This window comes from Candidatus Palauibacter australiensis, from assembly GCA_026705295.1.
Taxonomy (GTDB): domain Bacteria; phylum Gemmatimonadota; class Gemmatimonadetes; order Palauibacterales; family Palauibacteraceae; genus Palauibacter; species Palauibacter australiensis.
Window position 1 is genome coordinate 1 of record JAPPBA010000047.1, and the last position, 12033, is coordinate 12033.

Sequence of the window (12033 nt, forward strand, 5' to 3'; positions counted from 1 at the left end):
CCTGGAAGCGCTCCTCGAGGCCCCCGACTCCCCCGTCATCCGGTTCAACGATGGGAACGCGCTCTACCGGGGCGAGAACTACGAGTCCGCGCTGGAGTCCTTCCGGGCCGCGGTGGAGAGCGGAGACCCGGAGCTGGCGGGCGCCGCCTGGTACAACCTCGGCAACACGCTCTACCGGCAGGGTGCGCTCCCCGAGAGCCTGGAGGCCTTCAAGCAGGCGCTGCGGGCCGACCCGGCCGACGCCGACGCCAAGCACAACCTCGAGCGCGTGCTCGAACAGATGCAGGAGCAGGAGCAGGAGCAGCAGGGCGACGGCGAGAACGACGAGGAGAACGACGAGGAAAACGAGGACGAGGGCGAGCCGCAACCGGAGGGCGGCGAGCAGGACCCGGATCCCGAACAGGACCCGCAGAATCAGCCCGAACAGGACCCGGAGCAGGACCAGGATCCGCGGAACCCGAATCCCGAGCAGGGGCCGGGCGAATCGGAACCGCAGCCGCAGGAGGGAACGCCTCCGCCGGGCGAGATGACGCGAGAGGAGGCCGAGCGGCTCCTGGGCGCGATCCGGGAAGATCAGGATGAGGTGAACCGCCAGCCGCGCACGCCGACTCGCGGCACGAGGCCTCGCAGGGACTGGTGATGCGACCCCTTCGACTCCCGGCCCGCAGCGGACGTCCGGCCACCGTCGCCGTGCTCGGCTGGCTCGTGGGCTGCATTCTCGCTCCGGGGACGCTTTCGGGGCAGGGTGTCACGGCCTCGGCGCATCTCGACCGCGGCGAGGTGGGCGTGGGGCAGACCTTCACGCTCAACGTCGTGCTGGAGGGCGTCCAGCGCTTCGACCAGGACCCGGCCCTTCCCGACATGGCCGCCTTCGCCGCCTTCCTGAGCAGCGGGACCCAGACTTCCGTCCGGATCGTGAACGGCCAAACGACCGTCTCCCTCACCGTGCAATACCGTTTCCAGGCGACGACGGAGGGGACGTTCGAGATCGGGCCGGTAACGGTCGAGGCGGGCGGCGAGACGCTGACAACGGAGCCGCTGAGCCTGCGGGTTTCATCAACCCCCCAGCCGGCGCCGGGGGCGGGGGGAGCGCCCGCGGGGCAGCCCTCCGATCCGGGAACCATCGGCCCGGACGACCTCTTCATCGTGGCCGAGCCGGACAAGCGCCGCGTACGGGAGAACGAGCCGGTCATCGTCGAATACCGGCTCTTTACGCGCGTCAACGTGAGTTCGTACGGGGTCACGCGACTCCCCGGCACGGCGGGCTTCTGGGTCGAGGAGTTCGAGCTGCCGCAGCAGCCGCAGGTCGAGCAGGTCGAGCGCGACGGGGTTGCGTACGCGACGGCGGTGATCCGGAAGGTGGCGCTGTACCCGACCGGGCCGGGCACGAAGACGCTCGAGCCGCTCGCGATCGAGGCGCAGGCCCGCGTGCAGCGGCGGTCGCGCGATCCGTTCGACGATGTGTTCGGGGGGGTCTTCAACCGGAGTTCCCTGTTCGGCGACGTCGTGACGGCGGGCGCCGCGTCCCGTCCGGTCGAGATCGAGGTGCTCCCCCTCCCCGCCGAGGGCCGGCCCGCGGACTTCACCGGGCTCGTGGGGGATCTGGCGGTCGAGAGTTCCGTCGACCGGGACAGTCTCGCCGCGAACGAGGCGGTCACGTTGCGCGTGGAGGTGTCGGGTTCCGGCAACCTGAAGGCGCTGGCGCCGCCGGAACTCGCCTTCCCGCCGACCGTGGAGGCCTTTCCGCCCGAGGTGTCGGATCGCCTGCGAACCGCCGACGCGGGCGTCTCGGGGACGCGGAGCTGGGAGTACGTCCTCATCCCCCGTGCGCCCGGAACGCTGACGATACCGGGCGTGGACATGGGGTACTACGACACCGCGGCGGACCGTTACGAGATCGCGTCGGCGGCGCCGGTAGAGCTGCGGGTCACGGGCCGGGCGGTCGAGGACGCGCTGCCGGGAGCACGCGCGCGCGGCTCCGTCGAGGCCCTGCGCTCGGACATCCGCTTCATCCGGATCGACACGCCGCGCTTCCGCCGCCGGGGTGAGACGCTGTTCGACCAGGCATGGTTCTGGATCGTCGCGCTTGCGCCCGTCGGCATGGTCGCGGGCGCGGCCGGGCTGCGCCGCCGCCGCGACCGGCTCGCCGGCGACCGGGCGTACGCTCGCGACCGCCGGGCCGCCCGCGTGGCGAAGAAGCGCCTCGCCCGGGCCGCCGGGCTCGCGGGAGGCGACGATGCGCGCGCCTTCTACGCCGAGACCACCCAGGCGCTCGAGGGGTTCGTCGCCGACAAGCTCGACACTTCCGCGGCCGGGATGATCCGCGACGACCTGCGCGCCGCCCTGCTCCGCCGCGGCGCCCGCGAGCCCGCCGTCGAAGAGTACTTCGCCGTCCTCGAGGACTGCGACCGGCAGCGGTTCGCCCCGGTCGGCGCCGAGATCGAAGAACGCAAGGCCTTTCTGGCCCGCGCCGAGTCCGTGCTGTCCGCCCTGGCGGGAGAACTCCGATGACGGCCGGCCGAACCGGAGGGCGTCGGGGCGGACTCGCGGCGATCGGGCTCCCCGCCGTGGTGCTCGCCCTGGCGCCAACGCTCGCGCTCGCCTCGTCGACCGGTCCGGCCTCGGCGATGGAACTCGCCACCCCGCAGGAAGCTGCGCCCGCCGCGGCGCCCGCCGACCGGTTCCAGGCGGGGAACAGCCTCTACCAGGCCGGAGACCATGAGGGGGCCCTCGAGGCCTGGCTCGGGCTGCACGAGGACGGGTTCGAGAGCGGCGAACTCCACTACAACATCGGCAACGCCTACTTCAGGCTCGGCGAACTGGGCCGGGCCATCCTCTTCTACGAGCGCGCCAAGGTCGCGCTGCCCCGCGATGAGAGCGTGCGGGTGAACCTCGAACTCGCGCGCTCCCTGACCGCCGACCAGATCACGCCGCTTCCCGGATTCTGGGTGCCCCGCGTCGCCAGGTGGGCAGTGCAACTCGTGCCGCGCGCGTGGCTCATCGCGATCCTTGCGCTGGGCTACCTGGGGCTGGCTTCCATCCTGCTCTACCGGCTCCTCTCCACCACACCGCCGCGCTGGACCCGCCACTCCGCCGTGGCCGCCGCCGCCCTCGCCTTCGTCGTCGGCACGAACCTCCTGGTCCGTGAATTCGGCATCGGGCGCGCGGAGCGCGGGGTGATCCTGCAGACGGAGGCCGCCGTCCAGAGCGCGCCCTCCGACGATCCCTCGTTGCAGCTGTTCACGATTCACGAGGGGGCCGTGGTCCGGATCGACCGGAGATCGAGCGACTGGCTTGAGATCGTGCTGGAGGACGGAAAGGTCGGCTGGGTCCGGGCCGGAGACCTCGAAACGATCTAGCCGCCCGAGTCCTGGCGATCCCGCGAACCTGTGGGAATCGCGTTTCGCCGGCGCATTTCCGTCGTGTAGTATTCCCAGAGCAGGCGCGCCGCCACGCTCCGCCAGGGTCGCCAGCCGCGGGCGATGTCACGGAGCGTTTTTTCGTCGGGACGCTGCTCGAGGCCGAGCGCATGGCCCGCCGCGTTACGCAGCGCAAGGTCGCCCGCCGGGAAGACGTCGCTGTGGCCGGCACAGAAGAGGAGATAGACCTCGGCCGTCCACACGCCGATCCCCTTGAGGGCCGTCATGGCCGCGATGGATGCCTCGGCCGGCATGAGGCACAGCGCCTGGGGGTCGAGCCGACCGCTTTGAACCGCCTCAGCGGCGCCCTTGAGCGTCGCCTCCTTCGACCGGGACAGCCCGATCCGGCGGCACTGCGCATCGGAGAGCCCGGCGACCCGTGCGGGCTCGCAACCTTCCGCCTCCTCGACGAGCCGCTCCCAGATCGCGGTGGCCGCCGCCTTCGAGACCATCTGCGCGACGATCGTCCGGGCGAGGCCCTCGAAGCCCGCGGGCCTTCGCCGCAGCGGCACCGCCCCCGCCTTTTCGACCACATCGGCGAGCCGTCCGTCGATCCGCACCAACGCCGCGAGGCCCTCGGCGATGTCGTCCGGCGTTTCTATCGTTCTCCCCTGCATTCTCCCCCTCCGCGCGTTCCCGCGGGAACGTTTCGACGGGTGCTTCGACCGGTCTCTGGCCGATCCGTGTGCCTGACGTCAGTCTTATTGCGTGAAACGTCGAACGCTGATCAAGACCGTGGGCGCCGCGGCGCTGGGCTCGAGTCTCGGCGCGTGCTCCCCCGCCTGGCGCCGTCTTCCGCCGGGCTCCACTGCGTCGAGCCTCCCCCTCCTCCGCGTCGCGCGGGACCGCGTCATTCGGACCACCGTGGGTCTCAGACCCTTCCGGCCCGCCGGTTTCCGCGTAGCCATGGAGCGGCTGGACGAGAAGACGGTCATCCACAACTACGGCCACGGCGGCGCGGGGATCTCCCTTTCGTGGGGGACGGGACTGCTCGTGTCGGAACTGGCCGAACCTCATCCTTCGAGGCAAGCCGCCGTCATCGGAGCCGGCGCGGTCGGCCTCGCCACCGCGCGGCAACTCCAGCGCCGCGGGTTCGACGTGACGATCCACGCGCGCGCCCTCCCGCCCGACACGACCTCGAACATGGCCTACGCCGGGTTCTCGCCGCTCTCCAACCTGGTGTCGGCGCCGGAACGGACTCCGGCCTTCGACGCGCAGTTCGACCGGGCCGTTCGCGCATCCTACGAGCAGATGCAGCTGTTCGCCGGAGCCGGACGCGGCGTGTCGTGGATGACGACGTACACGTGGACGAACCGCCTCTCGAGTCGGCGGCCGGAAGACTCCGGACTCGACGAGACCGAGAGCGGCCTCGACCCGGACGTCGACGTGGGCGCTACCGTGCTGCAGCCGGGAGAACACCCCTTCCCCGGCACCTACGCTCTCCGCCGGCCGACGCTCCGCATCGAGCCGTCGATCTTTCTCGACCGGCTGATGGAGGAGTTCCTCCTTTTCGGCGGACGCGTGCGGATCCGGAGCTTCGAGGCACCGCGCGACCTCATGTCGCTCGACGAACCGCTCATCGCCAACTGCACCGGTCTCGGCTCGCGGGCCCTGTTCGGCGACGACACGATGACCCCGATCAAGGGCCAGCTCACCTTCCTCGCTCCGCAGCCCGGGATCGACTACAGCCTCGAAGGCAGCGCGCCGGGCGGCGGCCGCATCGGGATTCTCCCGCGTTCGGACGGGATCGCGCTCGGACACGTGATGGAGCGCGGCGACTGGAGCCTGGAACCGATCGAGGAGGCGATCGCGACCCGGCTCGACCGCGCGGGCCGGCTCATGGCGGCGATGGCGGACCACCCCTCGGGACTCGGCGGGGTCGCCGCCGTCCCCCGGTCACCCGCGATGCGTCACGCGCTCGAAGGCAACCCCGTGCCGGCGACCCCGCCCCCGGTCGAGAGCTTCTTCGACATCCAGTCCTAGCAGCCCGTGGAAAAACCTGCGTCAGTCGCCGAACCGGTCCGCCAGCCGTTCGCGAAGCCTGCGCCCGACCGCCTCGAGCACGGCGGCGTCCTCCTCCGCGACACCCCGCACCGAGAGCGTGACGCCCGGCGCAATCTCGATCCGCGCCCATCTTTCCACCTCGCCCAGGGGACCGTCGCCGCAGTCCGCCAGCTCCCGGAGCGCGACCAGCAACGCGGCCAACTCCGGATCGTCGTCGGGAGACGCCGCCGCTGCGCGAGGCCAGTACGCTTCCTCCTCCCGCACCATCAGCCTGTCGTCGAGGGCCGCATGCCGAGCCCGGGGGTCGGCGAAGGCGACGGGCGCCTCGGGGCGTTCCGCCGCGTCCGCCGTGCGTAGCGGGGAACTCGCTCCGGCGGAGGAGCCGGAGAGGAGGTCGGCGGTCACGGCGATGCGTCCGTCCGCAACGCCCGCGATCAACTCCGGCGACGATCCCTCGAACACGGCGCCGATCTCGCGGAGCGGGGTCGCGGGCACCGTCCCCGCCCCCTCCGCCTCGCGGACGCGCCGAACGAAGAGGAGCCGGTCCCGCACGAGCTTCGGATAGCGGGTCTTCGGCCCCCTCCGGCCGACGCGCGGAAGCAGTCCGACCTGCACGTAGTAGGCGATCGTGCGCCGGCTGAACCCCGTCTCCTCTTCCAACTCCCGGGCCGTGTAGCTGCGCATGCCGTTCCCGCCGTTCCGATGCATGAGTGACATATACTGTCGTTTACCGACGACAGCCGTTGACTTGTCAGAATCTCCTCGTTACTGTCAACAGCGTATCAACACTGACAATATCAAGGAGGGGAGAGATGAACCAGATTACGACCGCCATCGCCGGACTTGAGATCGGCGAACCGACCTTCTGCGGCGGCCTCACCGTGTTCCCCCTGCTTTCCCGGGAGACCTCGCATCTCGATTACCTGCTGCTGGGAGACGGGCTTCGCGAGGACCGGGTCACCGTGCGCGAGGTGTCCATGGGGGGCAGCGTCCCCGACCTCGAGGTGGAGAACCGGGCCGACCGTCCCCTGCTCATCGTGGACGGCGAGGAACTCGTCGGCGCGAAGCAGAACCGGGTCGCCAACCTCACGCTGCTGCTCCCCGCCGGGAAGACGACGATCATCCCGGTCTCGTGCGTAGAGCAGGGCCGCTGGTCGTACGACAGCCCCGGGTTCCAGGTGACGAACCGAATGCACTTCGCCAGCGGCCGCGCGGAGCGATACGCGAGCGTGCAGGAGTCGATGCGCAGCGAGGGGACGCGGCGCTCCGATCAGGGCCGGGTGTGGAGTGCGATCGACGACAAGGCCGTGGCGATGGACGCCCCCTCGGAGACCGGCGCCATGAGCGAGATCTTCGAGCGTCACGCGACGGCGCTGGACGACTACGTACGGGGAGTAGAGGTCGCTCCGGATCAGCTCGGCGCCATCTTCGCGGTGGCGGGGAGCAACTACGGACTGGACCTGTTCGACCGTCACGCCACCTTCGCCGCGTTCCTCCCCAGGTTGGTGCGAAGCTACGGTGTCGATGCGCTGGAACGGCGCTCGGAGGGGGACGCGGCGGCACCGGCCTCCGCGGCGCGGCAGTTCCTCGACCGCTTGCGAGCGGGATCCTTCGATGACCACCCGGCGGTCGGCCTCGGGCGCGACGTGGGGATCGTCGCCGAACGCGCCATCGGAGGCGCCCTTGTCGTGGACGACACGATCGTGCACCTGACGGGGTTCTCCAACCGCCGAGCCAGACGCGGCGAGCGCGACGGCGAACGGGTGTATGCGAACTACCACCAGAGGCGCGATGCCCTCCGCCGCCGGCACGCGAGCTAACAGCGCCTGGCAAAGCGCAAGGTGCGGCCGCCGCCCTCGTCTCGGCTACGGCTGGAACTGCCGCGCCATCCCCGCCACCTTACGCGACCCGCCAGCGCGTTGGCGGCGTTTCCGGCTAACGATCGCGTGGAGGACGGGTGAAAGCTCCCGGACGGGGCCGCGAGGCGGCGATGGTCTTCATCTTCATCACCGTCTTCATCGACGTGCTGGGGATCGGGATCATCGTCCCCATCCTCCCCGAACTCATCAAGGAGTTCACGGGAGGAAGCACGGCGCGCGCGGGGCGCTGGTTCGGCGTGCTCGCGGCGACCTACGCCGTCACCCAGTTCTTCTTCGCGCCCATCCTGGGCTCGCTCTCGGACCGGGTCGGACGCCGGCCCGTCATCCTGATCTCGCTCTTCGGTCTCGGGATCGACTACATCATCATGGGGCTCGCGCCCTCCATCGGCTGGCTCTTCGCGGGCCGCCTCATCGCGGGCGTGATGGGCGCGAGCATCACCACGGCCAACGCCTACGTCGCCGACGTGTCGGAACCCGACAAGCGGGCCCGGAACTTCGGACTCATCGGGGTCGCGTTCGGCCTCGGCTTCATCTTCGGCCCCGCCATCGGCGGGCTCCTGGGCGGGATCGACCTGCGCCTCCCCTTCTTCGCCGCGGCGGCACTCGCCCTCGTGAACGCGCTGTACGGCGTCTTCGTCCTCCCCGAATCGCTGCCGCCCGAGAAGCGTGACGCCTTCAGCTGGCTGAAGGCCAACCCCATCGGGAGCCTCTTCGTGCTGCGTTCGTACCCGCTGGTGGCCGGCCTCGCCGTGTCGTTCGTGTTCATGGTCCTCGCGCAGCGCGGCCTCGAGACCGTGTGGGTCCTCTACACCGGCCACAAGTTCGGCTGGGACGAACTCGCGAACGGACTGTCGCTGGCGCTTGTCGGACTCATGGCGGCCCTGGTACAGGGGGTCCTGGTTCAGCCTGTGATCAAGCGCACCGGGGAGCGCCGCGCGATCCTCGGCGGGCTCGCGCTGGCCGTGATCACGTACCTCGGCTACGGCCTCGCCACGCAGGGGTGGATGCTCATCGCCTTCATCATCTTCGGCTCCATCGGGGGCGTGGCGGGCCCGGCCCTCCAGAGCCTCGTGGCCGGAGCCGTGGAGCCGCAGGACCAGGGGAAGGTCCAGGGAGGCCTCCAGTCGCTCATGAGCCTGACGAGCATCCTGAGCCCCCTGATCTTCACCAGCCTCCTGTTCAGCTACTTCACGTCACCCGCCGCCCCCGTGGAGTTGCCGGGCGCGCCCTTCCTGCTCGGCGCCGTGATGTACGCCACGGCGTTCGTGCTCGTGCTCCGCCTCTTCCGCCGCATCCCGGCGGCCCGATAGGCGTCGACGCTCTGACGTCACCTGACACTCGGCCTCAGGACACTCCGAGTTGCTGGAGGAGGAAGGCGAGCTCCATGGCGGCGTTGCGCACGTTGCGGGTGAAGGAGCGGCCGCCGGCGTGGCCGGTGCGCGAGTCGTAGTCGAGGATCACCGGCAGCCCGGAAGTCGAGGCGGCCTGTAGGCGCGCGGCCATCTTGCGGGCCTGTAGCGGGGGCACGCGGGTGTCGAGGTCTCCTTGGGTGAGCATGACGGCGGGATAGGCCACGCCGTCGCGCACGTTCTGGTACGGGGAGAACGTCCGCAGCACCTCGAACTCTTCGGCCACTGCCGCGTTCCCGTACTCCAGGAGCGCCGGCATGTTGTTCGTGTCGGTGAACTGGTAGAAGCGGACCATGTCGAGGTCGGGCAGGCCGCAGTAGACGGCGCGGAAGAGGTCCGGCCGCTTCGTGAGGGAGGCCGCGACGAGCAGCCCGCCGTTGCTGCCGCCGCGGATCGCGAGCCGGTCGGGGTTCGTGTAGCCGTTGTCGACCAGCCATTCGGCGGCGGCGATGAAGTCGGCGAACACGTTCGGCTTGTTCTCGAGCATGCCCGCCCGGTGCCACTCCTCGCCGAACTCGCCGCCGCCCCGTAGCGTCGCCATCGCGTACACGCCGCCCTGCTCCAGCCACGCCGCGGCACGCGTGTCGAAGCGGGGCAGCAGGTTCACGTTGAAGCCGCCGTACCCGTACAGGAGGGCAGGGCTTCGCCCGTCCAGCGCGAGTCCCCGGCGGTGGGCGACGTACATCGGGGCCCGCGTCCCGTCCTCCGAGGTGTACCAGACCTGCTTCAGCTCGTATTCGGACGCGTTGAAGGGGACGGATGACGGGCGCCACTCCTCCGTCTCCATCGTCTCGAGGTCGAGCTTGAGGATGGTGGAGGGGGTGAGGAGCGACGTCAGCGTGAGGAGGGCCTCGGTTCCGTCATCTCCGTGCGAGCGCAGCGTCGCCACGTGGTGGTCCGGAATCGGGATCTCGCCCTTCACGGCGCCGTCCGGCCCGTAGCGCACGATCCGGCTGCTCACGTCGCGCAGGTAGTCGGCATACAGGTCGTCGCCGATGAACCGGTATCCGGTGAGGAGGTCCTCGCCCTCGGGCAGCACCTCCCGCCACCGCGCCGGATCCGGGTCCGGATTCTCCAGGTCGACCGCGAGGATGCGGTTCCTGGGCGCGTCCAGGTTCGTGAGCAGGTAGAGTTCATCGTCGACGAAGCGGGTGCTGAAGCGGGCGGGCGCGCCGACGATGAGCGGTGCGGGCGCCGTCCCGGAGCGCAGGTCGTGCAGGTACACGTCCGTCCGCGCCCACCCGTGCTGCACGGTGTAGACGTGCCACCGGCCGTCGCCCCCCTGCGAGAAGCCCACGAAGCGTTCCGGGCCGTGCCCCTCCCCGAACAGCTCCTCGTCCTCGTCGAGGTCGGTCCCCAGCCGGTGATAGCGGATCCGCGCGCCCGTTTCCCGCGACCGGCGGCTGTAGTAGAAGCCGTCTCCTTCCGGATCGAAGGAGACATTTCCGTACAGGTAGGTCGGCAGGCGGTCGGGCAGGTCTTCGCCACTCTCCAGGTCGCGGACGCGGTACTCCCGCTCGTCCCGGCCCCCGTCCCGGATGGCGTAGATCATGAGACGGCCATCCGGCGAAAAGTCGATGATGCTCACGCTGGTCGTGGCGTCATCGCGGAGGTCGAGCGGGTCGATGACGACCTCGAACTCGCCGGCGGGATCCACCGGGTCCACCGCGCCCTCCTGCGGTTCTTCGGGCGCCGGCCGGCGGTAGATCGCCCCGACCTCCCGGCCCGGCTTCCGGAACGAGAAGTACTCGTAGTCCCCCGCTCGGCGCGGGAAGATCGCCCCCGGCACGTCCATCAGCTCACGGAGCCGCCCCTCCAGCTCCGCGCGCAGCGGCGTGTCGCCGACGATGCGTTCCGCGTAGGCGTTCTGCTCGTCGATCCAGGCGCGGGTCTCGGGACTCTCCTGGTCCTCGAGCCACCGGTAGTCGTCGGTGAACTCGACGCCGTGCAGGGTGTTGACGACGGGAATCCGGGCCGTCTCCGGCGGGGGCGGCCAAGCCTCACACGCCGCCACGCAGACGGCGAGTGCGGCCAGCCGGAGCACCGAAAGAGCGGTGCCGGCGGGCACGGCGATGGCGCGGGCGCGGCGTGTCGAGTCCGCCATGGCGCCTCCTGTCAGGCGGTCAGGGGGTGACGGTCACCCGGACGTAGGCATTGCTCCAGCAGCACTGGTCGCCGCCGGTGCTGTCGTTTGCGTCCCAGTTGTCGATGCGCGCGCGCAGGACGTATTCGCCCGGCTCACTGAACGTCGCCGCGGTCGTCGTCTCGCCGGTCCCGCCCTCGACCGTGATCTGCCACGGCTCGAACTCCACCGGCGCGGCGGGCCCCTGGTGCTTGAACCAGGTCACCTCCACGTCGACCACCTGGTTCACGAGATCCTCGGGGTCGCGGACGGAGACCTCCTCGGTCCACAGCCGCAGCGTCAGGGGTTCGCCCACCTGAGCCGTGCGCGGCTCGCCCCACACGCCCTGGACGTGCTGGCCCGCCTCCCCCTCGGGGTCGAAGCGGACGAGGGGCGGTATCGACCCCATGGCCCGAGGGCCGTAATCGAGCTGCAGCGCCGGGGCAAAGACGCGGGCCGGCACGGGATACGTCACGCCGTTCGAGGTGATTGTCCACACGACGCGCTGCTCCCCGTCACCGTAGGACGCGGGCACCGTGACGGAGAACACGCCGCGGTCCCGACGCGGCCGCACCGGGAAGTGCGTCGGCTGCGCCCCGTCGAACTCGGCCGGCTCGATGAAGTTGTCCGGGCCGAGCGGGATTTCGAGGACTTCCCGGGTGTTCAGGTTGAAGTAGCCGAAGGAGAAGGTGAAGGTGCCGTCGTCATTCCGGTACCAGCCCTCGAAGAACGGGGCCACCGGCTCGCCCTTCGGCGGGATGGGCGCGAGAGGAAGCCGCTGCACCTGCTGGGCGTGAACGGGCGCCGACCCCCCGACGAGGGCGACCGGCGCCACCTGGGCGGCGACCAGGACGGCCGCGATATGTACGCTGCGCATGCCCCGGTTCAGTTGCGGTTGTCGTTGCTGCTGTCGCCGGCGTCGTCGTCGGTCGCGAGCTTCTTTTCCCGCTCTTCGACGAGCCGCTGGAAGCCTTCCTCCGTGAGGTGCGTCACGGCAAGCCACGCGTGCGACATCTCATCCCCCGTGCGCGCGCCGCGCGCGTACCAGATCTCCGGATCGGGGGTCAGTTCGTTCTCCGCCGTGTTGTCGTACCATCCGGTCATGACGAGCACCGTCCCGGGCGGGAGGAGCGGCGCCACGTCATCCTCGTAGATGTAGCTGTGGTGCCAGCGCGCGTCGAAGTCCGTGACCATGCTGA

Annotated in this window: 11 protein-coding genes; 6 read left to right on the plus strand and 5 right to left on the minus strand. The window is 70.4% G+C overall.

Annotated elements, in window-relative coordinates; all coding sequences use genetic code 11:
- The 3 genes from OXN85_03530 to OXN85_03540 form a co-directional block, all read left to right on the plus strand.
- Window positions 1–640: tetratricopeptide repeat protein (locus tag OXN85_03530; GenBank protein ID MCY3599032.1), on the plus strand; the 640-nt coding region annotated here is incomplete at its 5' end.
- Complete coding sequence (locus OXN85_03535; GenBank protein ID MCY3599033.1) at window positions 640–2511, plus strand: BatD family protein; 1872 nt, start codon at window positions 640–642, stop codon at window positions 2509–2511. The genes OXN85_03530 and OXN85_03535, both read left to right, overlap by 1 nt.
- On the plus strand, window positions 2508–3359 hold the full coding sequence (locus OXN85_03540) for a tetratricopeptide repeat protein (protein MCY3599034.1): 852 nt from the start codon (window positions 2508–2510) through the stop codon (window positions 3357–3359). Before OXN85_03535 ends, OXN85_03540 begins: the two co-directional genes overlap by 4 nt.
- Here OXN85_03540 and OXN85_03545 read toward each other — a convergent pair.
- A complete protein-coding gene (locus OXN85_03545; protein MCY3599035.1) occupies window positions 3356–4036 on the minus strand; it encodes a DNA-3-methyladenine glycosylase in 681 nt (226 codons plus the stop codon). The genes OXN85_03540 and OXN85_03545 overlap by 4 nt on opposite strands.
- A gap of 91 nt (window positions 4037–4127) precedes the next feature.
- Here OXN85_03545 and OXN85_03550 point away from each other — a divergent pair, with 91 nt between their 5' ends.
- On the plus strand, window positions 4128–5402 hold the full coding sequence (locus tag OXN85_03550; protein MCY3599036.1) for an FAD-dependent oxidoreductase: 1275 nt from the start codon (window positions 4128–4130) through the stop codon (window positions 5400–5402).
- Between the two features lie 21 nt (window positions 5403–5423).
- On the opposite strand, the gene OXN85_03555 is transcribed toward OXN85_03550, so the two are convergent.
- Window positions 5424–6131, minus strand: coding sequence for a hypothetical protein (locus OXN85_03555; GenBank protein ID MCY3599037.1), 708 nt, complete (start codon window positions 6129–6131; stop codon window positions 5424–5426).
- A 104-nt stretch (window positions 6132–6235) separates the two neighbouring features.
- Between OXN85_03555 and OXN85_03560 the strand changes: the two genes are divergently transcribed.
- Entirely contained in the window at window positions 6236–7243 is a 1008-nt protein-coding gene (locus tag OXN85_03560) for a hypothetical protein (GenBank protein MCY3599038.1), read from the plus strand.
- A 137-nt stretch (window positions 7244–7380) separates the two neighbouring features.
- Window positions 7381–8613 (plus strand): TCR/Tet family MFS transporter, encoded by a 1233-nt coding sequence (locus OXN85_03565; GenBank protein MCY3599039.1) that lies wholly within the window; start codon window positions 7381–7383, stop codon window positions 8611–8613.
- Window positions 8614–8647: 34 nt separating this feature from the next.
- Here OXN85_03565 and OXN85_03570 read toward each other — a convergent pair whose 3' ends face one another.
- The 3 genes from OXN85_03570 to OXN85_03580 all read right to left on the minus strand — a co-directional run.
- A complete protein-coding gene (locus OXN85_03570; protein MCY3599040.1) occupies window positions 8648–10816 on the minus strand; it encodes a prolyl oligopeptidase family serine peptidase in 2169 nt (722 codons plus the stop codon).
- Between the two features lie 19 nt (window positions 10817–10835).
- Window positions 10836–11711, minus strand: a complete 876-nt coding sequence (locus OXN85_03575; protein ID MCY3599041.1) for a hypothetical protein — start codon at window positions 11709–11711, stop codon at window positions 10836–10838.
- Window positions 11712–11719: 8 nt separating this feature from the next.
- The coding region (locus OXN85_03580) for a hypothetical protein (GenBank protein MCY3599042.1) at window positions 11720–12033 on the minus strand (314 nt) is incomplete at its 5' end.